This window comes from Blastopirellula sp. SH421 (assembly GCF_057808535.1).
Window position 1 is genome coordinate 1,034,600 of sequence record NZ_CM173712.1, and the last position, 25,032, is coordinate 1,059,631.

Genomic DNA, 25,032 nt, shown 5'->3' on the forward strand with positions numbered 1-25,032 from the left:
GGCGCTAAGCCTGGTGCCATGCTCGAATGGCACAGTCATAGTTGTAACTATCTTGTTTCAAAGGAGTTGTCGCCGACAGCGAGTCGCTCGCGCAGTTCTTGGCGAGGTTGCACCATTAGCTTGTAGTTGCTGCCGCGTTTCTTTCGCACTCGCGGTTCGATGCGGCCTGGACGCTGTCCCACGATGCACTTTCCGATCTGTTCTAATCGACTGAGGCAGTAAGACCGATGTTCGATGCCTGTCATGGAGCCGATCACATCCCAGGCCGCTAATACGAACTGGCAGCAACTGACGAAGCTCACCTCTCGTGGTCGCCTGCCGCAGATCCACGCACTCCCAAGCGTCGTCGTCCGGATCGCGTTGTACGCCAGCATGGTCACCCAGAACTCTTTGCGAACCATCTCTGGACTTTTACAGCGAAGATGATTCATGTTCAGGTGCGTCTTGATGCTCCGAATATCCAATTCCGCATTCCACCGAAAGCCAAATAACTCTGCGAGATCCTCGTGCTGCACCGAGTCTTCGCCGTCGGCCTGGGTGAGGGTCGTGACGATGATGAACGGCTCTTGTTTTCGCCCCGGCTTGGCGATGACATAACGAATCTCTCGCAGCTCAATCGACCGGGGCATCAAGTCATACATTTCCTTGCTCATCCACGTCGGTCGGTTCGGACGATCCCAGCGGACCACATGATCGTGTTTACCAAGTCGACGACCGCGACGGAAGTCGGTGTGCCGACCATGATGTTTGCGAAAGCAAACATCCACCTCCGCTTGCATTAGCAACACAATCATCCAGTAGTTGCCATAGAACCGATCAGCCACCGCCACATCGCCTTTGACAAAGCAGCCGATCAGTTGCCGCAGCAGCGCCGTCTCTCCGGTCTCCTTGCCCATGTACCTGGTGATCGCACAATCGACCACGCAGGCGGTCGCCAATGAGATCACGACCACAAACCTAGCGATCGGAAAACCGATGCCCGGTTGTTGGGCGGGATTCTGGGGATAAGCGGCCTGGTTCTTCGGCGTGTCGGGCATCAGGAAGGTTGACCCATCGACGAGCTTGGCATGTCGACCTTTCCACAGGTGCTCTGGCTGAACTAGTCGCTCCGTTTCGACGGCGATCTCGGTGGTCAATTCGTGCAGGGCATTTTCGGAAAGCTTCGCTCTAGCGCGGCAATAGTCGCGCGTGTCCGGGGCGACATCGCCACCATTATTTCCGTGAAGGTAGCTGCTGATTCGAGCGACCGCACTCTGGCAGGAAGCTTCCTTGCCGTCGCGAAGGACTTGGCTCATAAACGTCCACAGCACGATTGCGGTGGTGTAGGAGCGTCCAAAGAGTCGCTGGTGTTTGGCGAAAACCCGAGCGATCCGTTCCTCACTCAAGATGTCGACAAAAGGGATTCCCGATGCGATCAGGAATCCAGCAACCGCCTGCGCGAAACTGAAGTTGCCTCCAGCGGCGTGATTCGACCAAGATGCCATGAGAAAACCCTCCCTGGTCTCACTGGTAAGCGCCAAACGACCGGGGAGGGCTTTAAAGTGTGAGACCTGGGAGGGTTTCACAGCAAGATCAATCGTCCTGCGTCGAGAATTTTAATCGAAAAACTCGACTTGCAGATAGACGGATTTTGCGCCGAATAAAATTCGACCTCAAATGACTGTGCCATTCGTGCCATGCTCTTACGGCGTCTTCGACGAATGAGCATGTCTTCAAACCCAATCGCCAAGCGAACTAGTCAGCCGCTGCTTTGCGATTGGGTTAGAAATGGGTGTGCCACGGCTCTGTGAGCCGTGCGAAGTGCCAAATGACCCGGATACCCTATCGATGCTGCCAAGACACGGCTCACAGAGCCGTGGCACGCAAATTAGATGGGACTCCGCTAAAACATCATCAGCTCGCGCCATTCGATCGCCGCCAGATCAGGGCGTCGCAGCAGTTGCAGCATCACGACTACCGTGATCGAAACGGCGATCGTCAGCAAGATGCCGCCGTACGGGTTGGGCGTGGTCGTCTCACGGCGCAACGCGCCGCCGAGCGCCAGCTCTAAGCGTCGCCAAGACAAAAAGTCTTGCCGCGCGCCGACTGAGTTAATTTGCACATTCCGCATTGCGGCCGATTCTTCCAGCACCAGATGGATGCCAAGCGACGGCAGCAGGAGCGCGTCGCCTGACCACCGGGCCTCGGTGTCCAGCTCGTTGGCAATCCGCCGCAGGACCGGCTTCAGCTGATCGATGGTGGAGTTAAACACGACCAACCGCGGCCGCTCCATCAACACCCAAAAGGTGACCGCCAAAAAGTAAAGCGACAGCATCAGCAGCCAGATGTAGGGGCCAAACAATGCCGCCGCGTGATCCGGCAGAAACAGCTTCATCGGCCCAGCGACCACCAGACCAACCACCGCGACCCCCAGCGAGTACGTGTCGCGCCCCCCGGTCGTCAAAAACGGCCGCCGCGACAGGTTGATCGCCCCCAATAGAAACATGTAGGCGGCCAACGGGCAAAGCGCGATGCAAAGATGGAGCGGATTCATGCCGTACGTTTCAGCCAAGAGGTTGGCAAAGCCGACGCCGCAGCGCCGCTATCGGGGGAAAATATCGATTCTAAGGTCCAAATGCCGATTTGGCCACGACTTGACGCAGCGATATTTGCGAGAAATAGAGCCTGCGGCGGGACCGAAAACCTTTTTCAGACGGTAGTTGCGTCCGAGCCGCTTCCCACTTAAAATGCCAAATTCCCAAGCAAGCCTAGTCGTGTGCTAGACTAGCCTGCGAAATGACCGCGAACCGCCTCACAGCGATCGTGGTCCTAAAATTGCCTTGCCGAAGTGGCGGAATTGGCAGACGCGCTGGATTCAAAATCCAGTTCTCGCAAGGGAGTGTGGGTTCGATTCCCACCTTCGGCACTTAGGCTTAAATGCCTAAGATAAAACGATTTACGTTAAAAAGCTCGTGTCAAAAGCACGAGCTTTTTTCGTTGAAAAGTTTGTCCGCATGGCGTCCGCACAGCGTTTCTGTGCGGACTTCGTGCAATTACCGTGCGGATAGAAATGTCTCCGTTGGTCGCTTTTACTCGCTCTCTTTTGGAGAAAAGCATTGTAATTGTGGCGAAAATGTCTGCTAAGTACATCGACGAAAACGGACGCCGAAGTTCCAAGGGATGCCGAACGCAAAACGGATTCAGATTCCATCAAAACGTTTTTACGGGACGCTCAAGACGGCGTCAGGCAAGTCGAAGCAAGTTCCCCTGACCGAGGATTGGGAAACTTCTCAATCGCTCCTACGACGCCTATAGGGGGGCGAAGGCCGATATCGGGCAATCGGTATCGATAACAACGGCGTCAGCTCGATGAACTGTTGCCCGCTCTCGCGTTCATTCATCGAAGGCTAAGGAACTTGCAAGGCATTCAACGATCACGTTGACGATGGACGTTTACTCGCATATTGAGACGGACGAACCGTATCAGGCGCTCGATACAATTCCGGTTTGGGATTGAGTCGCCCGGTAGGGATTGGGGATTTAGGGAATCGCCACACAATGTCCAAAATCCTCCGTTCCCGAGGGCAGCCAGAAAAACGGGATCAGAGTTGTATCGCCAAAAGCAGCTTGAAAAGTCGATGGGTATCGGGGAGAACATTCAATGAAGAAATTTTGTATACGGGTGTCAACCGCTACTCGAATGGCGATCCCAAAATGGCGAATTACGACTTTCAAATGTTGTCTCCAGATGACTTCGAGCAACTATGTCGGGATTTATTGCAACGATATCTGAAAGTTTCCCTGCAATCCTTTACGAAAGGAAGAGACGGGGGAATTGATCTACGTCATGCCCCCGTTGATGGGAAGGATTGGATTGTCCAATGCAAGCACTTCGCCAGATCGTCATTTAGCACGCTAAAGTCACGGTTGACTAGAGATGAATTGCCGAAACTGGCACGGCTAAAGCCAAGCCGTTATCTGTTAACCACTTCACTTGGTCTCACACCTGACAATGTTGACGAACTATTCGCGCTACTCGCCCCGCACTGTAAGTCAAAGCAAGATATTCTTGGGCGGGACGACCTAAACGGATTCCTGCGTGACTACGGTGACGTTGAGAAATCACATTTCAAGTTATGGGTTACGAGTGAGCCAGTTCTGTCAATAATCCTTCACAACGATGTCTTTACTCAGACAGCATTTACACGTGAAGAAGTTGGGCGAAAATTGGGTCTCTATGTGCCCACGGCTTCCCTCAATAAGGTCCGGTCGAAATTAGAGGAAGAGAGAGTTTGCATAATTGCAGGCGTCCCCGGTGTAGGTAAGACGACGCTTGCGGAATTGCTACTCGTTCAATATCTGACGGAAGGCTGGGAGCCGATTGTCATCCATCAGAACATTTCGGAGGGACTTCGAGCCTTTCGACAAAACCCGAAAGCGAAGCAGGTTTTCTATTACGATGATTTCCTTGGGCAAATTAGTTCGGGTGAAAAACTGGCAAAAAACGAAGATCAATTGCTTCTGCGGTTCATTGCGTCAGTGATCAATTCCCCTTCAAAACGATTCATTCTTACGACACGAGAGTACATCCTCGCTCAAGCAAGAAAAGAACATGAGCACTTACATCGCGCCAATCTCGATTATCACCGCTTTACTGTAAGTTGCGAGGACTACAGTGAATTTGAGAAAGCACAAATTCTGGCGAATCACCTTTATTTTTACGATGTGCCGCAAGAACATGTCGGTGCGTTACTCGAATCGCAGAGAGTTCGCTCAATTATCCGTCATCAAAATTACAACCCTAGAATCGTTGAATGGATGACGGGGAAGGCTGAAGTAACAGCATGTTCTCCTGAGGAATACCCAAGTGTGTTTATTGCAAAGCTGGAACGTCCGAGCGAATTGTGGAGCCACGCATTTGAAAACCAGCTAAGCGAGTCTTCACGGCAGCTATTGCTACTAGCTGCGAGTTGCGGAGATGGTGTTCCGGTCGGTGAGCTAGAGGCTCTATTTAATGTTTATTACACACGAAGAGCATTGGCTTTGAATTGTTCTAGAAAGTCGGGGGACTTTTCGGAGGCACTTAACGAGTTAGAGGGGACTTTTATACGGATCTCAAAATCGAGGTCATGTATGACCGTTGAATTGTGTAATCCTTCTATTCTGGGTTTCGCAAGGGACTTGCTCAGCAATCGAAATGACGAGTTGTCAGACCTGCTTCAATCGGCTCGAACTTTTGAACATGTAAGCAGGCTCGCAATGATATTCTTGTATCCTGGAAATACGTTTCAATTGCGGATTTCAATCCTCGACCCGTTTCAGAAATCCGTGCGAATTTCAGAACCATATGCGACTCATCTTGCCAAGGCGATCGATCGGACGTTTTCTTCGCCGGACCAGCATAGCATCGTCAGCCTTGGCATTGAAAAGGCTTGGGGATATTCGTGGGGAGGCATCTATCGGTTAGACGAGTGCATAAGAATTGCGAATCACTTCCAAAATGGCTCCTTGCACGAGAGTGTTGTTCGGCTTTTAGTGAGGCAATTTGCTGAGTCAGGCGTGGGGTTGCACTCAGTGCCGAAATGCTTTTCAGTTGAAGAGCTTGTGAGGAAGGTGGGGTGGGTTGGTGACGAGTCCCTCGAAATTATCCGAGGATGTATTAGGGCCTGTCTAGTGGGAATGCTCGAAGACAACGAAACCCCGGATTCGTTGGAAGCTATTTCCAAGACCGTACTTTGGATTGACAAGAACTATGCGTTGTTTTCGGATGAAGAGCTTGAAGGGTTTGGAGAGATTTTTTGCAGTGCAGTGCCCGGAATGGTTGAGGAAGTCCTGAAGGAAGAGAACTGTGAATTCTGGTCAGAGTGCCTTGCGAACTTGCGTGCAATTTTAGATTTTTGCGGGGGAGAGCTGGACGACGAAGAACGGCGAATCCAGGAGGCTCTAACTATTGCTGAAGAGGAGCGTTGGCACCATGATGAAATGGACTATTACTACGAAATGCAGGACATGCAACAGAGTCCGAGAGCAGAAGGCGGGCAGGGTGGAAACTCTGGCAATGCTAGAACACTTAGTTCCGGTGGAGGCGGAATCGACTCGCTCTTTGACTCGTTGAGGTAAGATCGTGTGTCGCCGTCGCCCTCACTCGCCCATTATTTCGCTCGTAGGCCCGGGCGCCGTTCTCTTACGGTGTCTTCAGCGAAAGAGCATGTCTTCCATGTGGTTGAACCAATCGATCGCCGTCGCGACGCTTTCAATACATGAAAGGTGGCCCAGACTTGACGGGCGCAGTTTCCCTTAAGCGGCACGGCGGGGTGGCAATGGCAAACCCATTTCTTATCTTGTGTGCCACTGGCCTACAGCCAGTGTCTGTGCGCCTGTAATCGTGTTAGATCCGAGGGGCGCAAGATCGGAAGTCCGTAGCGCTGAAGGGTATGGAAGCGATTTCTATCAAGCAGATCTCTCACGCATAAACATTGCCGCGCACGGCCATCGCTGTGTCACTCGCCGCGCGACATCGCCTTGGACGGTTTAAGTTGGCTGCTTTGAGTTTAAGTCAGCCCGCTTCGGCAAAGTTTGACTATTGAAAAATCCTCAGACTTTAGTTATGATGTATTCATACATATTGGCTCGCCGTGCGGCCCGTGGTTTCACTTCGGCGGTGCGGCGTCGTTGAGTTCGACAACTTTGAGCGAGGTTGGCGGGCTTGTTTGCTGCGCGGTCTGCTGGGTGGGGTGTTTCGGGATGCAGCTTGCCTAAGTTAACCGTCGGGCAGGCCGAATAAAAAAAACTTCGGAGTCCAGTCCACAGTCCACAGTCCACATTGTGAAACTCGTCACGAAGTTTGAAATCAGAATGGCTAATTGATGGGGACGCAAAGCGATTCGGTCGTCTGCTGAGAGAAAAAAAGTGTGGTGGTCCAGTCCACTCTGTCCGCCCTAGAAAAAACGTGGCAGTCTGGTCCGGTCTGATTCCTTTGTGGCTTAAGCAGATAGGCGGTGTTGGCGGTTATCGCTTCTGGAGTTGTCTGATTGGGTTGCCGAAATTGATTGTCTGGTTGTCCGATCGACTTGGCCGCGTTTTTAAAACTGGTTGCAGTCCAGTGAGGCTGTGATTTTTTTCCAACCCGGCTTGGCGACACAAAATCGCGGCGCTAAAACGGGGGGATGGATAATTCAAACTCACAACCAAACGTTTCTCGGGTGCGCGTGAAGCGGCCGGAGCGGTTTCAAGTTCAGTTTCGGGATGCTTCGTTGGATCAGATGATTCCGCGGGATCATCGCGTCCGGGCGGTCTGGGCGTATGTCGATTCGCTCGATCTGACGCCGTTGTATCAGAAGATTCGCGTCGTCGAAGGATCGGCTGGACGCGATGCCGTTGATCCAAAAATCCTGATGGCGTTGTGGATGTTCGCCATTATTGAAGGGATCAGCAGCGCTCGACATGTGGCGCGACTGTGTACGCGCGACTTGGCTTACTTGTGGATTTGCGGCGATGTCGGCGTCAATTATCACCTGCTGGCAGACTTTCGTACGATGCATGGCGAGTTCCTCGATGAATTGCTGACTGACACGATTGCGACGCTGCTGCACCAGAATATTGTCACGCTGGAAACGGTTGCTCAAGACGGCATGCGAGTGCGGGCCAGCGCCGGCACCAGCTCGTTCTTTCGTCAGCAGACGCTGGAAAAATGCCGCGAAGAAGCGGCAGCGCAAGTAAAAAAGTTGCGTGACGAAAGCGACGACAATTCGGATAACGGCGTTAGCGACGCTCGTCGCCAAGCGGCCCAAGAGCGTGCGGCGCGCGAACTTTTGGATCGGGTGAATAAAGCCTTGGAAGAATTGCCGGAAATGCAGCGACAAAAAGATCAGCAGAATAAAAAGAAGCGCAAAGAGGCGCGCTGCAGTACGACCGATCCGGAAGCACGCAACATGAAGATGAGCGGAGGCGGATTTCGTCCGGCCTATAACGTGCAATTCGCGACTGATGCCGAGACGCGTCTGATCGTCGGCGTGGACGTTAGCAACAACGGCAGCGATGGCCATCAGATGCAGCCGATGCATGAAAACCTGCGCGAGCGTTATGACAAAACTCCCCAGCATTACATCGTCGACGGCGGGTTCGCGACCCGGGGAGGAATCACCGCGGTCGAGCAAGCCGGCAGTCAAGTGACGGCGCCGATGACTTATGTAGAGCAGATCGAAAAGCGAGGCGGCGACCCGTACGCACGCCGCAAAGAGGACAACGACGCTATGGCCGCGTTCCGCGAACGAATGAAAACGGAAGAGGCCCAGGCCCGGCTAAAACAACGCCCCTCGATCGCTGAATTCCCCAACGCCGAATGCCGCAACCGGGGCCTGCAGCAGTTCCGAGTTCGCAGCCGAGAAAAAGTCAAAGCGGCGACGCTATGGTACGTCATCACCTACAACTTCATGAGGATGCTGAGTCTGGGAATCCTAAAACCGGCCTAAAAAGGAGAACCAAGCAGAGCGGAACCAAGCGACCCGCCCCGAACGGACCGCCGCCATCCACTCCAGAAAATAGCAACCGAAAATCGAGCGCCCAACCAGCCGCTAAAAAACGAAAAACGCCCGCGCGGCGAAAGGCGATGGTGACGGCGTTGGATAAACTCACAACCTCAGTCCAGTTGGGCGCTCAGAAAAAAATGTGGTTGTCCGGTCCGGTCTGGTGGATTCAGGCCGCATATCTTTGGCTTGCGCCGCGGCTACTATTTTTTGCGATCTCCGCTTTCAAGCCGTCCTCTTGGGACAGCAAAGCTTCGATTGCGTAGACTGGGGGGGGAGGCGTATCTCTGTCTCCTTTCGAAATCAGTCGCGTATGGAATCAATCAATGAAAAAGCGAGCATTAGGACGGTCCGGCATCGAGGCCTCGGTGATTGGGTTTGGCGCTTGGGCGATCGGCGGGTGGACTTGGGGCGGCGCCGATGAGCAGGAGTCGATTCGGGCGATTCATGCCTTTTTGGACGCCGGCGGCGATTTGATTGATACGGCGCCGATTTACGGATTTGGGGTCAGCGAAGAAGTGGTCGGCAAAGCGATCGCCGATCGACGCGACAAAGTGGTGCTGGCGACCAAGTGTTCGATGCGGTGGGATCTCAGCGCCGCGCAGCAGCAGCGAGCCAAGCACAAATTCTCAACGACCGCGCAAAATGTCGATTGGTCTGGCGAAAAGCAGGAGCAAAGTTTTGACGTCTTTATCTACAGCGGCCGCGATGGCATCCGTGAAGAGGTCGAACGCAGTTTGCAGCGATTGCAGACCGACGTGATCGATCTTTACCAAACGCATTGGCAAGATGACGCAACGCCGATCGAAGAGCGGATGGGCGCCCTGGAAGAGTTGAAAAAAGAGGGGAAGATTCGCGCGATCGGCGTATCCAACGCGACGCCAGAGCAGATCGATCAGTATCGCAAGTTCGGACAAGTTGATTCCGACCAGGAAAAATACTCGATGCTCGATCGCGGGCTGGAAGCGACCAACCTGGCCAAGTGCGCCGACGAGCAGATTGCGTTTTTCGCCTATAGTCCGCTGGGGCAAGGTTTGCTGACCGGCAAGATCACGCCCGATCGCGAGTATGAAGAAGGGGATCAGCGGAACTTCAAAGATCGCTTTAAGCCTGACAACGTCCGCAAAGTGTTGGCGATGCTAGAGCCGATGCAGCCGATCGCCGAGCGGCATCAAGTAAGTCTGGCGCAGCTGACGATGGCCTGGACTTTGGCCCAGCGGGGTTGTTCGCATGTGCTGTGCGGCGCGCGAACTCCGCAGCAAGCGATCGACAACGCCGGGGCCGGCGATGTGGAGTTAAGCAGCGACGAGTTGGCAGAGATCACCCAAGCGGTGCAGAGTTACAACGGCGTATAGCAGAGAACCGCAGCATTACTATCGCGTGCCACGGCTCTGTGAGCCGTGTCTTTGCGGCTTCGATAACTTGTCGAGTCATTTGGCGCTTCACACGGCTCGCAGAGCCGTGGCACGCAGAAAGTTTGAACTAAGAGCAGGGAGCCGGGCGAATGGTGCGCAAAGCGGGGAATTGGGTGCGCAGATCGAAGCGGCAGAGTAGGCATTTAGGGCAATAATCGGTCTTCATCATTCGTTAACTTGATGTTCGAGGGTAGCAGGACTAGACTCCGAACTGCTGGGGAAATGCCCCAGGCTGCCCTCCTATCGCCCGCTTATTTTCTTGCGAGATTTTTTGCTATGTGCGCCCAACGTATTCATGTCCCCGGTCGAACTTGGAATCGTCGTCAGGTTTTGGCGTTGGGTGGATCGATGTTGGCCAGTTGGTCGACGCTCGAAGGAGTGGCTTCGGCCGCGTTTCGCCGCAATGTGGGTGTCACCGATTATCCGTTTGCGTTGGGTGTCGCGTCAGGCGATCCGACTCCGGATGGGTTTGTGCTGTGGACGCGTTTGGCGCCCAAGCCGCTCGAAGAAGATGGCGGCATGCCCAACGAGAATGTCGAAGTTCGCTGGACGGTTTGTCATGACGAAGCGATGACCAAGGTCGCCGCGCAAGGGACCGCGATTGCGACGCCTGACATGGGGCATTCGATCCATGTCGAAGTGCCGGGTCTCGATCCGAATCGCTGGTACTTCTATCAGTTTGCTGGCGCCGGCGAGATCAGTCCGAAGGGGCGCGCTCGTACGACGCCGAAGCTGGATGAGCTGGCAAGTAAGCTGAAGTTCGCGTTTGCATCGTGTCAGCACTTTGAGGCTGGCTACTTCACCGCTTACGACCACATGGCGAGCGAAGATTGCGACTTGGTCGCGCACTTGGGCGATTATATTTATGAGAAGGAAGGAAGTGCCGGGAAGTTGCGTCAGCATGCCGGTCCTTATATTGATACGATCGGCGACTATCGCGTTCGTCATGCACAGTACAAGACCGACCCCTATCTGCAAGCCGCGCATGCGATGTGCCCTTGGATCGTGACTTGGGACGATCACGAGTTTGAGAATAATTGCGCCGGCGAATTCCCCGAGCACCCGAAGGCTAAACGGAATAAAGGCAACAAGTATTTGGAGCGGCGAGCCAATGCTTACAAAGCGTACTACGAAAATATGCCGCTTCGCACTGCTCAGATGCCGACCGGGCCTGACATGCAGTTGTATCGCAGCGTGAAGTTTGGCAAGTTGGTTGACTTTGATGTGCTGGATACGCGGCAGTACCGCACCAACCAACCATGTGGCGATGGTCGCAAAGCTCCGTGTGCCGAGTCGCTGAATCCGACTGCGACCATTTTGGGCGCCAAGCAAGAGCAATGGTTAACCAGCCAAATCTCCAACTCGGACAGCATCTGGAACGTGCTGGCGCAGCAAGTGATGATGGGGCGAGTTGATCGCGATGTGAGCGACAAGGTAGGCTACTCAATGGATCAATGGCCCGGCTACGAGGCCAACCGATTGCGGATAATGAACTTCTTCGCTCAGCATCCCAGCAAAAATCCGATCGTGCTGACCGGCGATATTCACTGCAACTGGGCCAATGACTTGCAAGTCAACTGCGAAGAGACCGATTCGCCGGCCGTTGCGGTCGAGTTTGTCGGCACGTCGATTAGTTCTGGCGGCGACGGCTCCGAAGAAAAAGAAGACACGGCGCAAGTTTACGCTCAGAACCCCTTCGTCAAGTTCAACAACTACGAACGGGGCTATGTCGCTTGCGAGATCACGCCGGAGACTTGGACCACGCATTACCGCACGGTGCCGTTTGTCAGCAAGGCTGACGCGCCGCTAAACACGCGCGCCAGCTTTGTGGTAGAAGCGGGCAAACCGGGATTGAACAAGGCTTAAGTGTGACGCCGGTTGGGAGTGAATCGATCAATCGTTTTCGTGCCACGGCTCTGTGAGCCGTGGCACGCGATTCAATCAACGAAGTTTAAAGCGTTAGCCCACCTTCTTTAAGAAGGTGACGCGGCCGCCTTCGACCCATTCAGTCACGTAGATGTTGCCATCCTTGTCAAAGCAGGCGTCATGCGGATGAACGAATTTGCCGTCAAGCCAGCGATCGCGTTGGGTGCGCATTTTCATGCCGTCGCCCAGTACGGCGGCGCGCCACGCGGCGTCATCACCTAGGTGCGTGATCACGTTGTTGTCTTTGTCGAGCAGCGTGATCCGCGCATGCAGGTCGGGGACCAGCATGACTTCGCCTTGGATGTCGATATCGGCAGGGAAGAGCAGATCATTGACAAACCCGAGATGCTGACCGGTGGGCGAGAAGTATTGCAGTCGCGCGTTGGCGCGATCGGCGACGGCTAGAGATGGTGTGCGGCCTGGGCGATTGTCAAACCACATGCCGTGCGGAGTACGCATCTTGCCGGGCTCGGTTCCTGCGCCGCCCCAGGTGCGAACCCAGTTGGCGTCTTTGTCATATTGATGGATGTAATGCGAGCCGTAACCGTCGCCGATGTAAAAGCCCCCGTCCGGTGCAAACGCAACATTGGTCGGCCGATAGCCGGCAGCGTCTTTGTAAACGCCGGGCTCTTGGGGAAAGTCCTTTTGCCAAACGACGTCTCCCAGCAGATCGGTTTTGATGACCTGACGGTTTTTCACATCAGACAGATAGAGAAACTCTTGGCCACCCTCCATCCGGACATCGATGCCGTGACCGCCGCCGTGATACTGTTTGCCGAACGAGCGAACCGCTTTGCCGGTCGGATCAAACACAACAATCGCATCCATCGGTTGGGCGCCGCCGTGTTGATGCTTGATATAGATCAAGCCAGCCTGATCGATGCAGACTCCATGCGTAGCGCCCCACTGGATCGACTTGGGAAGTTCGCCCCAGTAGTGATGGCACTCGTAGGTGTGCTCGCCGGCGCCGACCGTTTTAGCTTTGCTGCCTGACTTGTCTTCGGCATGTAACAGCAACGGAGAAGCGGCCACAGCAGCGGCTGCAGCAGAAGTTTGAAGGAAGCGGCGGCGGGACGACTGCGGTTGCGGGACCGACATGGCAAAGCTCCTGAGGCGCAAAATAGAATCGGGGCAGGAAGAGCAAGAAGCCGCTATTCTATCGGCGCAATCAAGATATTTCCATTTTTAAAGTAGAATTAACGGGGACTAAAACGCCAGCGATTGGGTGGTGTTTGCCGGTGATTACTTGAGCGGGTTGCCTTTGGGGTCTTGCGGGCGAAGCCAACCTTTGCGGCCAAAAAAGGTGAGCATCCCAACGGCCAGCAACGTGGCGATCGTCCAAAACAGGGGATAGCCAAACGAGTAATGAAGCTCGGGCATCTTGTCAAAGTTCATCCCGTAGACGCCTGCGAGAAAGGACATGGGGATGAAAATGGTGGAGACGATGGTCAGCACGCGCATCACCTCGTTGGTGCGATTGGCCATCGAAGAGAGGTAGGTGTTCAGCATTCCGCTGATCATGTCGCGGTACATTTCGATCACTTCGGTGGTTTGGACGCAGTGATCGTAGGTGTCACGGAGGTAAAGCCGGACCTCGTCGCTGACCAGGGTATTGGTTTCCCAAACCATCGAATGGAGGGCCTCACGCTGCGGCCACAGGGCTCGACGCAGGTTGAGGACGCGATTCTTCATGTAATGAATCTTTTGCAAGATGGCGGTGGTGGGGGCGACAACCGCTTCTTCTTCCATCTCTTCTAGGCGTTCGCCGATCAGTTCGAGCGCCGGGTAATAGTGGTCAATCACCGAGTCAGCGATCGCGTAGGCCAGGTAGTCGGCGCCTTTTTCCTTAAAACGGCGATGTCCTGCAGAGATCCGCTTGCGGATCGGATCAAAGTGGTCGCCATAGCATTCTTGAAACGTTAAGACGTAATCCTCGCCCAGCACGATGCCGATCTGTTCGATCAAGATTTCGGCGTCGGTGTTGGCCTGGACCATGCGCAGCACGATCAGCAGATTGTCGTCGTGCATTTCGATCTTGGATCGCTGCGGCACATTGACCACATCTTCCAGCAGCAGGGGGTGTAGCCCGTAGATCTCGCCCAGTTCGATCAACAGGCGTTCGTCGCCGAAGCCTTGGATATCGACCCACGAGACTCCAGAGGGCGGGGCTTCTTTCAATTGATCGAAATCGGTGATCGTCTGATCGCTGAGCAAGCCGTCGATTGAATAGAGGATCTGGCGAACTCGCGGCGGCGGCGCGTCGGCCGGAATCACCAAAGTTCCCGGAGCAGCGCCGACTTGGGGGTGACGTTTTCGGAACATAGCGTTAGTTTCAGGGCTGCCGGCTGCGGACCAAGACGCCGCATTGGCAAGTTAGAGGCAATTGATAAGATGAACGGCCGATCGTTACATGGGGCGGGAGAATAATCTAGTCGAATATTGAGCCGACCAAGCCAATTTGTCGATTTCCCGACCTAGACTGGCGGCGTCATGCAACCTAGCCGAAACACCCGCGTTAAAGCAGATTTTGTCGATGGACATCGTAATACTCTCTCGGAAGGCCTCCTTGTATTCAACCCGCCGCCTCCGCGAGGCGGCCGTGGCGCAGGGGCACACCGTACGCGTCGTCGATTATCTCCGCTGCTACATGGATATCACTTCCCATCGTCCCCGGGTTTTGTACCAGGGAGAAGAGCTGCATCCCGATGCGATCATCCCGCGTATCGGCGCCAGCTACACATTCTACGGCACGGCCGTCGTGCGGCAGTTTGAGATGATGGGCGTTTTCTCGGTCAACGAGTCCCAGGCAATTAACCGGTCGCGTGACAAGCTGCGTTCTACCCAGTTGCTAGCTCGTGACGGCGTGGGGCTGCCGGTCACCGGCTTTGCGCACTCGACCAAAGATATTGACGAGCTGATCGCGATCGCCGGGGGTGCTCCGTGCGTGGTCAAATTGGTGGAAGGAACCCAGGGGGTCGGCGTGATTTTGGCCGAAACCAAAAAAGCCGCGCAAGCCGTAATCGAGGCCTTCCGCGGACTTGACGCCAACATCCTGGTGCAAGAGTTTATCAAAGAAGCCGGCGGCAGCGACATTCGTTGCATTGTGGTCGGTGGGCGAGTCATCGCCACGATGAAGCGCCAAGCGGCGCCGGGCGAATTTCGCTCCAATCTCCATCGCGGCGGATTCGCCGAGAAGATTAAGATTACGCCGGAAGAGCGCAGCACCGCCAAGCGGGCCGCCAAGACGATGGGGCTGAATGTCGCCGGTGTTGACATCCTGCGATCGAACCATGGTCCGGTCGTCATGGAGGTGAACTCTTCGCCGGGTTTAGAGGGTATTGAAGGAGCGACGTCTGTCGACGTGGCTGGCAAAATCATTGAGTTTATCGATGCCCATGCCAAGCCGGGACGCCAACGAGACAAAGGGAAAGGATAGGCGCCGCATCCGACGCGACGTCTGTGACAATTGCCAATGACGGCCAGCGACGACGAAACAACTCCCCCGCGGATCAAGCGTCCGATCGATGATTGGAACGGCGTCATTATTGAGCCGGGCCAAGTCCGTGACGTCCAAGTCGCGATCGGCGAAAGCTATAGCGGCGTCGATGTAGTAATCCCCGTGCAGGTTCGCCGCGCCGTCGAAGATGGCCCGGTCGTCTTTGTGACCGCCGCGCTGCATGGCGACGAGATCAACGGAACCGGCGCGATCCGTTCGCTGATCATGGACGAGGGGCTTCGCTTGAAACGGGGCGCATTGATCCTTGCTCCGGTGTTGAACATCTTGGGTTTTGATCGGCATAGCCGTTATCTGCCTGATCGTCGCGATTTGAACCGCAGTTTTCCCGGCTCGCGTACCGGCAGTCTGGCCAGTCGCATGGCGCGGCGGATCTTTGACGAGATCGTCACGCGTTGCGATTATGGAATTGATCTGCACACCGCGGCCATTCGTCGCACCAACTTTCCCAATGTGCGCGTCGATTGGAAAAACCCAGAAGCCCGCATGTTGGCGGAAGCGTTTGGCAGTGAGTTAATCGTCGCCGGCAAAGGCCCGGTCGGAGCGTTTCGCCGCTCGGCCTGTAGTGTTGGCTGTGCGACCATCATCTTAGAAGCCGGCGAAGTTTCAAAGGTCGAGCCTTCGATCGTCAGCTGGGAGCTGCGCGGGATTCGTAACGTGCTCGTCAAGCTGGGGATGCTGCCCGGCAAACAGGTCCCTTCGTCCCGCAAATTGGTGATCGACAAAACGCAGTGGGTGCGCGCCGATCGAGGGGGCTTCCTGCAGTTTCATGCTTCGCCAGGCGATGTGGTGAAAGCAGGCCAGTTACTAGCAACCAACACCGGACTGTTGGGGCAGCAGCGGAACCAGGTCTTTGCTCCGTTTGACGCGGTGGTTATCGGCACCACCACGTTGCCAGCGGTCAGCCCCGGCGAGCCGATCTGCCATCTCGGCTTCTTGGTAGATGATGCTCAAACGGTGCGTGAGCAGTTGGCCGAAGATGAGATGTACGGAACCGTCGCCGATCATCTGGCGACCAATCTATTGATTGATCGCCCAAATGATACCGGCGGTTAGCAGTCCTGTTGAGGATTCAACACGCGCTGCGATTAGTCGCGACTATTGTGCGACGAATAGTTGTCGTCATCCGAATCGTAATCGTCCGAGTAGTCCTTGTAGACCGGTCGCGGCGCATTAACCATTCGCGGAGCTTCGCCGGCTTCGACAGATTGGGCGGCGCATTTTGGACAGACGGTCAGTTGTTCGACAATCTCATGACCACGTCCGCCACGATCAATCGTTTGGGTATCACGACGTACGCGTGGTCCGCGCGGAGCGGGACGCGAGCGTGAGCCATACTCTTTATGGCGCTCGGAGATCACTATCTGATGAGCTGGCGTGCGCGCGGGGGTGATCGCGCCGCATCGTTGGCATTTGTACATAGGTTTGCCGTGGTTTGTATGCAATCGTGCGTTATACGATTCGCAGGGAGAAAAACGTCACTATCCGGCAGCTTGAAGAAGTCGCAGGTTGCGAAGCAAAATTGCGAGAAAGAAGATGCCCCAGAGGGCGAGCTCGCCCCGCGATCTAATGTTCGCAGGGCGGCTCTGCAATCTGCTGTTTAGATCACTTGGACCTGTTCGGCACGCGGACCCTTGGGGCCTTGGCCTTCAACATAAGAGACGGTTTGGCCTTCGCGCAAATCGTCGTAACGGCATCCTTCCAGGCTCGACATGTGGAAGAACAGGTCTTTGTTTGACCCGGTGTCGATGAAACCGAAACCTTTGTCGGTCAAACGCTTGATTTTACCTTCTGGCATCAAAATCACTCACAAAACATAAAGCTGCGTCTGCCGGTCAAAAAAACACTCTCGCAACCTGACAGCCGCCATCAAAAACTGCCGTGCATCCTATGCCTGCTGGGGGCCTTCGTCAATGTTCACCTAGGCAAAGCAGAAGAAATCTCCAAGAAAACCACCGGCCGTGACAGAAGAATCACCGAAAGTGCCTGTTTCGGTGGCTAAATAATAGGATTTTGGGGGATATGCGAATTCTGGGGGATGCCCAGGCTCCGCTTCCCCGCTCATTTCAGCCGCTCTAGAGAACGCTCCGTTCGCGTGGGGGCGATGACCTGTAAGCCTAAAAGAAGGGGGGGGGCTAATAATCGCCGTTTTCGGCGCTCTCCGCTTTGTCCGTTAGGATGAAGCATCGACTTGTTGGGTGCTTCCTTTTAATTAACTCGGAATCTGCATGTTTCTTTTGATCCTGTACGTTGTCGGTTTCATTCTGCTCTCAGGGGTCGCCGCTTTGATCGACGCCGCGATCCTCAGCGTTTCGCGCAGCGAAGTTGAAGAGATGGTGCTGCAAAAGCTGCCGGGCTCGGTTGCGCTGCAAGCGGTCCATCGTCATCTGACCCGCGCGGTGGTCGTTGTGGTTATTTTGACCAACACAATCAACGTGTTGGGGCCCGTCTTGGCCGGCAGCCAAGCGGTCGAGTTGTTCGGCAGCCAGGTGATCGGCATCGTGACGGCCGTGCTGACCTTTGGCACGATCATCTTCTCCGAGATCATCCCCAAATCGCTGGCGACTCACTACGCGCCGCAGATTGGCCGGATCGCGGCGCCGCCGATCTTGGTGTTGATATACGTCTTGTACCCGATCGTATTGCCGCTGGATTGGCTATCGCGCCAGTTTCAATCCGGCGATCGACCGGTGGGAACCGAAGCGCAGATTCGTTCGTTAGCGGCGCTGGGACGAACGGCGGGGCATATAGATAACGATGAAGTCCGCCTGGTGCATCGCGCCTTTCTTTTAAATGACAAGTTCGCCGCGGACGTGATGACTCCCCTCCACGATATTAAAGCAATCTCGCGCGCGGCGACCATTCAGCAAGCGACGCAAGACGTTTTACAGTTCGAGCATTCGCGTTTTCCGATCTTTGGCGACTCGAAGCACGAAGTGGTCGGCATGGTGCTTAGCCGCGAGATCTTGGCCGAAGTTGCGAAGGATAAAGAAGAACAGCCGATTACCAAGCTAATCCGACCAGGGTTGGTCGTGTCATCAAAACAACGCTGCGACGACCTGTTGAACAAATTTCGCGCGAAGCGAATTCATCTAGCCATCGTCCAAGACCAAGGCAAGACGGTTGGTCTGGTCACGCTAGAAGATGTGCTGGAAGAGTTGGTGGGTGAGATTGATGATGAAAAAGATGCGTAAGCAAGAATCCAAATGATTGGCTTCAAGTGACCAAAAACTCTATGCTGAGCAGTATCTCCTCCTCAGGTTCTCTTCTACAAAATTGGATCTCAGCTCATGTCGTCGCGCCCCGCTGCGCCGGTCCCGCGGATCGGCTTTACGCTGGTTGAGTTACTAGTGGTCGTTGGGATTATCGGTGTGATTACCGCGTTGCTGTTGCCGGCTATACAGGTGGCGCGTGACGCCGCTCGCAAGGCAAAGCAGAAGTCGTCAGGGGAAGGGGATCAAGTTGAATCGGCCCCATTCGCTCAGCCGGCGGCTTCGCTGGATGCAGCGCTTCCGTTGATTGAAACGCTCTATCAAGATATGGACTTGTCTTCGAGTAATCATCGTATTGGCTGGGACATCTATACGCGATTTGTAGTCAATTGCGAAGGCAGAATGACCTTTGCAGCGCCCATTGGCCAGCAGCAGCAAGTATCGCTGTTCCTGCCGTTCCCGGCGGGAACCATTGAAGCGAGTCACGTCCAATTAACTCTGCAAGATGCGGATGGCGAAGAGCGAAAAGCGGATCAAATAATTTATGGTCGCGATGGAATCGCCTGTCTCTACACGTTCACCAATGACCAACCGCTCCGTGCGGATTGGAATTTTCGCGTTTCAGGACGTGATGACTTTCGCTATCGACTTCCACCGGCCGTCAAGGTTGAGCAGGGAGCTATTTTGCTAAAGTTAGATGTCGCGGCTTGGTCCATTCCAGACGACGCGATGCAGCCCACCGAAACGTCGCCCAGCCAATTACGCTGGGATATCGCAAACCTGGTGACGACGCCTGCGATTCGCGTCAATATTCCGGCAGCCCAAACGCCAAACGCCCGAGTGTTGCTACTTTTGCGACTGACCGGTGTGGCGGTTCTCTTTTTTGGGGCAGGCTTTTGGTATTTAAGCGAACTTCAGCATCCTGGCCGTTTAGATGATTTTCGCTGGGGACATTTCACGCTGCTGGCTGGCAACTTTTGTTTCTTCTTTTTGATTTTCACCGTGCTCGAATTTCATGGCCAACTACAGACTTGGCAGTCGATTTTCATTGCTGCGATCTTGTCGATTCCGCTGCTAACTTTGCATGTGTCGCGGATCCTTGATTTGAGCTTTGCGCTGACACGAGTTATACCACTGACGCTGTTTTCACTTGGGATTGTCATCAGCGGCGTCTATGGCGGCGACTATCGTGATTACTTGTTTATTGCCTCCGGTTTTGTGATTGTCGCATTTGTCACGGTGACCTACAGCGATTGGCGTCGTCTGCAAGAGGAGCATCTCCAGCAAAAATTGGCCGAGAGAAAACAGCTTGGCATTCAGTTATCACATCGCTTCCGGGAAGAGTTGACCGCCTCCCTGTCGGCCGTGCATCAGTTGCATGCCGACGCAATGCGTCTTTCGTCCCATCGGACGGATACGACCGGCGAAGCGATTCAAGCGGAAGTGCAGGCAGCGAGTTCACGAATACGCGAAATCGAGAAGTCGTTTCAGAATTTTCGCGACCGTTTGCCAGACGAAATCAATGTAGCCTCGTTCGAAGCATTGCAATCCTATCAGGCCGAATCCGACAAGTTGCTGGAGCAGCTCATGCATTGGGAATCGAGATTGGTTTCTATTTTGCAACGTCTTGATGCGGTTCAGTCGCCCAGTCTCGCAGACGATGAAAATTCGCCAATCTCTAAGGAGATTGCTCATTGTTTGCAATGCGGCGGAGAAGTGGAGCGTGGGATCTTTTGTTCTGCGTGTGGCACGCCTGTGGCTCGTCGCTTGCAATGCTCTCATTGCGGCGAGACGTTGACTATCCCGTTACATTTACTGCGCGACGATGCCGAACTTGATAGGACGCATTGTTTCCACTGCGGAGCGAAAGAGCCGGGGTGAACCTACTCTTTATGCGTCGGGGGCGTTCTCCTCCGCGTGTACAATCAGGATTTAGGGCCTTTACGTAAAAGCGGATTGGGATTGCCTAACGGAGGTCTGGAAGAGCGAAGAATTTGAACGGATCCCATTTTTCATGGTAGATTTCAGTGGGTCGGCATTTTTCGCCGCTGGCCGCTAAATCATCGTCCCCTTGGTTGAATCTGGCTGTCGGCGCAGCCAGAATTGAGGGATAGCCCGCCAAAGTCACATCCTTCCGCTTTGCTTATAGTCTGGAGCATTTCATGTTGCGATCGCTAGCCACACTGCGAGTTGTTGCTGCTGCGTTTAGTTTTTGCGTCGTACTCTCGTGCTCGGCGCGGCAAGCTGCGGCAATTCCTTTTTTCTGGGAAGTCTTTGAAAAGCAGTATGTGCATGCCGACGCCAAAGATGACAAAGTAAAGCAGTTTGCAACGGCCGCCGCTGCCGCCAAGTGCAACGTTTGCCATGTGGATGGTCAGTCGAAGAAAGAACGGAATCCTTACGGCGTCGCATTGGCCGAAACGCTGAAGAAAGACAACTTCCAAAAAGATCGGATTGAAAAGGAACGCGACAAAGCCGAAGCCGAAGTGCTTGCCGCTTTTGAAGCAGTCGCCCCGAAAAAAGCAGATGACAAAGCGAAACCGTTTGGCGAATTGATCGCCGCTGGCTCATTACCGGCGCCTGTCGCCGAAGCGAAGCCCGAAGCGCCGGCCGCCGAAATGAAGCCTGAGGACGCGCCGAAGACTGAAGAAGTCGCCGCGATGTCGCCGGAAGCGATCGCCAAATTCAAGGCCGAGTTACGAGCCGAGATGGAGGCCGAATTGGCCGCCGCCAAAACGGCGCTGGCCGCGGCGATCCCCAAGATGTTGCAAGCGACGGTGACCGCCAACGAGATCGCCGCCAAGTATCCTCAAACGCCGATCGACACCCAGGCCGAAGCCGAAGCGATCAAGCAGATTGCAGAGTTCGGAGGCACGATCAATCGGATCGCACAAAGCAGCGAAGCCAAAGTGGTGACCTTTCATCTGTCGGACAAGCCGGTGCATGATGAAGCGCTCGCGTCGATTCGCAAGATCGGCAACGTGGTCGAGATCAATCTGATGGGAACTGAAGTGACCGACGCCGGTCTCGAGCACTTGGCGGGACTGAAGCAGTTAGAACGCCTGAATTTAGCGAAGACCAAGGTGACCGACGCGGGACTGCGTTATCTAGCGGCATGCGAGAAGCTGAGCTACCTCAATTTGTATGCGACCGAGGTGAGCGACGCCGGAGTGGATCATCTTTATGGTCTGCCGAGCTTGCGGCATCTGTACCTATGGCAAACCAAAGTCACGCCGGAAACCGCCCAGCAGCTTTCGGCGGCGATCCCCGGTTTGAAGGTCAATCTGGGCTCGCTGTAAGACTGAGACCGCTTAATCGGCCGCCGTTACAGCAGCGTTGAAAAGATCAACGCTGCTGACATGGCGGTAACTCCGACCAAGACGAGACTTTGTACAAAAAGCGAAGCAATTTTGGCCTTTTGCATCTCTAGGTCTCCTCGTTTTACAGCGATCGCAATGGTTCTGGCTCGTGGGGCACTCTTTTGCGGCGACATGGTATTCCCTCCTGAAAAAAAGGTGCTGCTTAAGGATAAGCATTCCATGTGCCGAAGTGCGCAGCGCAACGGCCGATTCGCGTAACTGCTTGCGGCTTCAGTAGTTCAGCATGGTTCAGTGGAATTACCGCCGTGCGGTGGACCCTCTCGACCTTGCTACTGTCTCATGCAAGCGTCTCATTTTGAGAGAGAAGCAGGGGAGGAATCGCTAGTTTTTTGGGCGGTTCAGTGCCTGTGACTAAGACTTCTCAAACGGGAATGTCTCATCGATTTCCGCCGCGGAGAGTTCCACCAAAAACTTTGCAAGTCGCTCGGTGATCTTTTCGAGCAGCTTCTCTCCCTTTTCGGGGGTCGATGCATGCGGATAGCCTGAGCCGCTGTTGGTGGTCAGTAGATGCCAGGGGCGAGTGATTGAGACCCAGCCTTTTTGCAGCGCCTCAAACTGCATCGCGCGTTGACTGCCGGCGTCGGCGTGGAGCGTCCCGTCGGCGTTCTTTTCGACCAGGTGACCTTGGCAGGCCATGATCAGCGATGTTTCCATTTCGCCGGCGTGATCGTCCATGTGCTCGAAGATTTCGTGATAATCTTCCGGCGACAGCACGCGAAACCAATTGCACAGAAACAGTTGTGCCTCGGTCTTGCCGTACAGTTCGCGCAGCAGCGGTTTGAAGTCGTTGCCGCCGTGACTGTTGAGCAGCACCACTTTGCGAATCCCGCTTTCGACCAACGACTTTACCAGATCGGTCACCAGCAGAAACAACGTCGAAGGGTTGACGTTCATCGCCAAGGGAAACTGGTTCATGTTGGTTTCGGTGCCGTACGGCATCGTCGGTAGCAAGATCACTTTGGCGCCTTGCTTGTGGGCCGCTTCGCAAATGCGCTCGCCGATGACGGTTCCCTCGTACATGTCGGTGCCGTAGGGAAGATGCAGATTGTGCGGTTCGGTCGCGCCCAGCGGCAACACGGCAACTTCATACGGATGATCTTTGACATAGCCGTAATTTACTTCAGACAAAATCCAGGGACGCATGGCGCTCATAGCGACAGACCTTCGGCGAGAAAGGGGAGGGGAAACAGAAGGGAGCCGTCATTCTAACGGCTATTGGTCGCCGACCGTAACCTGCAACATCGGGATCGCCTGTTGGATTTTGGTGATGCCGGTAGGCGTGGTCGAAGTGCGGCGCAAATCGATTGCACGAAGTTGCACACAACCGACTAGTTGTGCCAAGCCAGCGTCCGTCACGTTGGTTACTGCTAATCGCAAAATCTGCAAACGCTTCAGCTGGGTGAGCGGTTGTAGGCCTGCATCGGTGATCGCCGTCCCGCTGAGATCAAGTTCGCCCAGATTGGTCAGCCGCGCGATCGCAGGCGACGCCGCATCCGTAGTCGCGGTGCCGCCGAGCCCCAGGTCACGCAGCTTGGGCGTTTGCAATTGCTTGACGCCGCTGCTGGTGATGCGCGTGCCAGTGAGATCGAGCCAATCCAAGTTTGGCAATTGGGCGATCGCTGCTAGGCCGACATCGGTGACGTCGGTTCGCCCAAGCGCTAGATCGACCGTCGGTCCCACGGGATCAAGCTGGGCGAGCATTGCATCATCCACTTCCAGATATTTGGCGTAGTTGGCGTCGATTTGTTTCGCGGCCAGGCCAGTTAGCTCTTCCAGCGAGTTCGCGTGGTCGCGGCGTAGATAGACGGCGCGGAGGTACTCGATAAACTTGCTGCGATGTTGGGCGGCGTCTCCATCCATCAGGTAATGGGCCAGACCGGCCGCCTCGCTATACAGCGGGCGAATATCGGCATGCTTCTGCAACTGTTCTCGCGACAGGGCGCACAGCTCTTGCACCGGCATATGAAAATTTCCAACCAAGCGGCGGTTGCGAGCAAACTGCAATCGGGACGCGTCGAAGCCGCCGATCGTGCAGAAGCCATCGAACATTCGGACCGACTCCATGTAGAGCGCGGCGCCTTCGATCGCCCAGAAGTTCGCCTGTTGACCGATGTCAGCCGGGGCCGAGCGATACTCATGAAACAATTGATGCGTCGCTTCGTGCAACCAGGTTGCTTGCGCTGCGGCGTTGTCGGAGGCAAAGAAAAAGGCTTCTTCTTTGGCGAAGAGATAAATCCCTAGCGTCATCGCCGCTTGTGGTTCGAGCGGCGTCAGAAAGTCAACGTATTCTTGCTGCGAGCGGAAGTAAGTGATGTGGAATTTTTTGCGGCTGGGGCTGGGGGATGCGCCGTCAAAGTAGCCTTGCAGTTGGCGGCGATTACTCCAGTAGTCAAAGAAGGTTTGCTCCCAAGCCGAGTAGAGGAGCTCTAGCTTTTCGGCCAATGCCAGTCCGGCTGCTTCGCTATGGTTGGTGCTGATTTCAAAGTGGGGCGATTCGATCAGCCAGTAGGTTTTTGCCGGCCAGGGGAGCTTCGGGTGATCCAGCCGCAGTTGTTTTGCGCGAGTCGTGACCCCGGGGCGACGCCACACTCCGCTGACCAAATGATAGCCCAAAATGCGGCGTGCTTCGGCATGATCAGGATTCTCACGCAGCACATCGTGCACCAGTCGATAGGCGACGTCAGCGCGATCAGCCGCCAACTCTTGCTGGGCGAGCGCAAACAACTGCGCAGCGTAAGCTTGCCGCAGCGCGGTCAGTTTGTCGTACCAGAATTGAATCAGTTGCGTCGGCTGACCAGTTGGTTTTAGCGGATCGCTCTCCGGAACCAGCACCGCATAGTTGTAGATCGATCGGCGCTGAAGGAACCAATCGCGCGTCGCCGTCGCTTGCGGCGTCATCTTCAATTCGTCGCACTTGTCGGCCAGCTGCGTTAGCTCACTTTGAAAGCGCGCATCGATCGTCGCGCGATCCAAAGTTGGATCGGCGGCCAGCAGTGACAAACTGAGCAGCAGCGGAACAAGCACAAGCGGCGACTTTGGAAACGGAAGAGACAGGCGACGGCGTATCCTTCAGTCTACTTC

At 55.0% G+C, this 25,032-nt stretch carries 18 protein-coding genes and 1 tRNA gene; 10 read left to right on the plus strand and 9 right to left on the minus strand.

Annotated elements, in window-relative coordinates; translation table 11 throughout:
* Positions 1-47: 47 nt before the first annotated feature.
* Together SH421x_RS04220 and SH421x_RS04225 are read right to left on the minus strand one after the other, a co-directional pair.
* Positions 48-1,484, minus strand: a complete 1,437-nt coding sequence (locus tag SH421x_RS04220) for an IS4 family transposase (RefSeq protein WP_488851384.1) — start codon at positions 1,482-1,484, stop codon at positions 48-50.
* A 398-nt stretch (positions 1,485-1,882) separates the two neighbouring features.
* The gene (locus SH421x_RS04225; RefSeq protein WP_488854149.1) at positions 1,883-2,533 is read right to left on the minus strand and encodes a hypothetical protein; all 651 of its coding nucleotides are present in this window, start codon (positions 2,531-2,533) and stop codon (positions 1,883-1,885) included.
* A 288-nt stretch (positions 2,534-2,821) separates the two neighbouring features.
* Between SH421x_RS04225 and SH421x_RS04230 the strand changes: the two genes are divergently transcribed.
* The 5 genes from SH421x_RS04230 (at position 2,822) to SH421x_RS04250 (ending at position 11,785) form a co-directional block, all read left to right on the plus strand.
* Positions 2,822-2,905 (plus strand) — tRNA-Leu (locus SH421x_RS04230).
* Positions 2,906-3,537: 632 nt separating this feature from the next.
* A complete protein-coding gene (locus SH421x_RS04235; RefSeq protein WP_488854150.1) occupies positions 3,538-6,099 on the plus strand; it encodes an nSTAND3 domain-containing NTPase in 2,562 nt (853 codons plus the stop codon).
* A 1,046-nt stretch (positions 6,100-7,145) separates the two neighbouring features.
* The gene (locus tag SH421x_RS04240) at positions 7,146-8,450 is read left to right on the plus strand and encodes an IS1182 family transposase (protein ID WP_488854151.1); all 1,305 of its coding nucleotides are present in this window, start codon (positions 7,146-7,148) and stop codon (positions 8,448-8,450) included.
* Between the two features lie 380 nt (positions 8,451-8,830).
* Positions 8,831-9,859 (plus strand): aldo/keto reductase, encoded by a 1,029-nt coding sequence (locus SH421x_RS04245; protein WP_488854152.1) that lies wholly within the window; start codon positions 8,831-8,833, stop codon positions 9,857-9,859.
* A gap of 336 nt (positions 9,860-10,195) precedes the next feature.
* A complete protein-coding gene (locus tag SH421x_RS04250; RefSeq protein WP_488854153.1) occupies positions 10,196-11,785 on the plus strand; it encodes an alkaline phosphatase D family protein in 1,590 nt (529 codons plus the stop codon).
* A gap of 93 nt (positions 11,786-11,878) precedes the next feature.
* Here the strand turns inward: SH421x_RS04250 and SH421x_RS04255 are convergent, their stop codons facing one another.
* Positions 11,879-12,943, minus strand: coding sequence for a twin-arginine translocation signal domain-containing protein (locus SH421x_RS04255; RefSeq protein ID WP_488854154.1), 1,065 nt, complete (start codon positions 12,941-12,943; stop codon positions 11,879-11,881).
* 144 nt (positions 12,944-13,087) lie between these two features.
* A complete protein-coding gene (corA, locus tag SH421x_RS04260; protein ID WP_488854155.1) occupies positions 13,088-14,167 on the minus strand; it encodes a magnesium/cobalt transporter CorA in 1,080 nt (359 codons plus the stop codon).
* Between the two features lie 211 nt (positions 14,168-14,378).
* On the opposite strand from corA, the gene rimK reads away from it, so the two are divergent.
* A complete protein-coding gene (gene rimK / locus SH421x_RS04265) occupies positions 14,379-15,281 on the plus strand; it encodes a 30S ribosomal protein S6--L-glutamate ligase (protein WP_488854156.1) in 903 nt (300 codons plus the stop codon).
* A 36-nt stretch (positions 15,282-15,317) separates the two neighbouring features.
* The gene (locus SH421x_RS04270; protein WP_488854157.1) at positions 15,318-16,415 is read left to right on the plus strand and encodes a succinylglutamate desuccinylase/aspartoacylase family protein; all 1,098 of its coding nucleotides are present in this window, start codon (positions 15,318-15,320) and stop codon (positions 16,413-16,415) included.
* A gap of 32 nt (positions 16,416-16,447) precedes the next feature.
* Here SH421x_RS04270 and SH421x_RS04275 read toward each other — a convergent pair whose 3' ends face one another.
* Positions 16,448-16,780 carry a hypothetical protein gene (locus SH421x_RS04275; RefSeq protein ID WP_488854158.1) on the minus strand — a complete coding sequence of 111 codons (333 nt, stop codon included), beginning with the start codon at positions 16,778-16,780 and terminating at the stop codon, positions 16,448-16,450.
* 179 nt (positions 16,781-16,959) lie between these two features.
* Positions 16,960-17,157, minus strand: a complete 198-nt coding sequence (locus SH421x_RS04280) for a cold-shock protein (protein WP_040351660.1) — start codon at positions 17,155-17,157, stop codon at positions 16,960-16,962.
* Between the two features lie 430 nt (positions 17,158-17,587).
* Between SH421x_RS04280 and SH421x_RS04285 the strand changes: the two genes are divergently transcribed.
* The 3 genes from SH421x_RS04285 to SH421x_RS04295 all read left to right on the plus strand — a co-directional run bounded on the left by SH421x_RS04285 (position 17,588) and on the right by SH421x_RS04295 (position 21,870).
* A complete protein-coding gene (locus SH421x_RS04285) occupies positions 17,588-18,553 on the plus strand; it encodes a hemolysin family protein (protein ID WP_488854159.1) in 966 nt (321 codons plus the stop codon).
* Positions 18,554-18,649: 96 nt separating this feature from the next.
* On the plus strand, positions 18,650-20,452 hold the full coding sequence (locus SH421x_RS04290; RefSeq protein WP_488854160.1) for a hypothetical protein: 1,803 nt from the start codon (positions 18,650-18,652) through the stop codon (positions 20,450-20,452).
* A 281-nt stretch (positions 20,453-20,733) separates the two neighbouring features.
* Complete coding sequence (locus tag SH421x_RS04295; RefSeq protein WP_488854161.1) at positions 20,734-21,870, plus strand: leucine-rich repeat domain-containing protein; 1,137 nt, start codon at positions 20,734-20,736, stop codon at positions 21,868-21,870.
* A 26-nt stretch (positions 21,871-21,896) separates the two neighbouring features.
* Here SH421x_RS04295 and SH421x_RS04300 read toward each other — a convergent pair whose 3' ends face one another.
* From SH421x_RS04300 to SH421x_RS04310, 3 genes are all read right to left on the minus strand, one after another.
* Positions 21,897-22,064 (minus strand): hypothetical protein, encoded by a 168-nt coding sequence (locus tag SH421x_RS04300; protein WP_488854162.1) that lies wholly within the window; start codon positions 22,062-22,064, stop codon positions 21,897-21,899.
* Positions 22,065-22,302: 238 nt separating this feature from the next.
* Positions 22,303-23,103, minus strand: coding sequence for a creatininase family protein (locus SH421x_RS04305; RefSeq protein WP_488854163.1), 801 nt, complete (start codon positions 23,101-23,103; stop codon positions 22,303-22,305).
* Between the two features lie 60 nt (positions 23,104-23,163).
* Positions 23,164-24,975, minus strand: coding sequence for a leucine-rich repeat domain-containing protein (locus SH421x_RS04310; RefSeq protein ID WP_488854164.1), 1,812 nt, complete (start codon positions 24,973-24,975; stop codon positions 23,164-23,166).
* Between the last annotated feature and the right edge of the window lie 57 nt (positions 24,976-25,032).

Bases quoted from the DNA above. Each gene is read 5' to 3' on its own strand.
- SH421x_RS04220 (WP_488851384.1), bottom strand. From the start codon at position 1,484: ATGGCATCTTGGTCGAATCACGCCGCTGGAGGCAACTTCAGTTTCGCG.
- SH421x_RS04225 (WP_488854149.1), bottom strand. From the start codon at position 2,533: ATGAATCCGCTCCATCTTTGCATCGCGCTTTGCCCGTTGGCCGCCTAC.
- SH421x_RS04235 (WP_488854150.1), top strand. From the start codon at position 3,538: ATGTCCAAAATCCTCCGTTCCCGAGGGCAGCCAGAAAAACGGGATCAG.
- SH421x_RS04240 (WP_488854151.1), top strand. From the start codon at position 7,146: ATGGATAATTCAAACTCACAACCAAACGTTTCTCGGGTGCGCGTGAAG.
- SH421x_RS04245 (WP_488854152.1), top strand. From the start codon at position 8,831: ATGAAAAAGCGAGCATTAGGACGGTCCGGCATCGAGGCCTCGGTGATT.
- SH421x_RS04250 (WP_488854153.1), top strand. From the start codon at position 10,196: ATGTGCGCCCAACGTATTCATGTCCCCGGTCGAACTTGGAATCGTCGT.
- SH421x_RS04255 (WP_488854154.1), bottom strand. From the start codon at position 12,943: ATGTCGGTCCCGCAACCGCAGTCGTCCCGCCGCCGCTTCCTTCAAACT.
- corA (WP_488854155.1), bottom strand. From the start codon at position 14,167: ATGTTCCGAAAACGTCACCCCCAAGTCGGCGCTGCTCCGGGAACTTTG.
- rimK (WP_488854156.1), top strand. From the start codon at position 14,379: ATGGACATCGTAATACTCTCTCGGAAGGCCTCCTTGTATTCAACCCGC.
- SH421x_RS04270 (WP_488854157.1), top strand. From the start codon at position 15,318: ATGACGGCCAGCGACGACGAAACAACTCCCCCGCGGATCAAGCGTCCG.
- SH421x_RS04275 (WP_488854158.1), bottom strand. From the start codon at position 16,780: ATGTACAAATGCCAACGATGCGGCGCGATCACCCCCGCGCGCACGCCA.
- SH421x_RS04280 (WP_040351660.1), bottom strand. From the start codon at position 17,157: ATGCCAGAAGGTAAAATCAAGCGTTTGACCGACAAAGGTTTCGGTTTC.
- SH421x_RS04285 (WP_488854159.1), top strand. From the start codon at position 17,588: ATGTTTCTTTTGATCCTGTACGTTGTCGGTTTCATTCTGCTCTCAGGG.
- SH421x_RS04290 (WP_488854160.1), top strand. From the start codon at position 18,650: ATGTCGTCGCGCCCCGCTGCGCCGGTCCCGCGGATCGGCTTTACGCTG.
- SH421x_RS04295 (WP_488854161.1), top strand. From the start codon at position 20,734: ATGTTGCGATCGCTAGCCACACTGCGAGTTGTTGCTGCTGCGTTTAGT.
- SH421x_RS04300 (WP_488854162.1), bottom strand. From the start codon at position 22,064: ATGTCGCCGCAAAAGAGTGCCCCACGAGCCAGAACCATTGCGATCGCT.
- SH421x_RS04305 (WP_488854163.1), bottom strand. From the start codon at position 23,103: ATGAGCGCCATGCGTCCCTGGATTTTGTCTGAAGTAAATTACGGCTAT.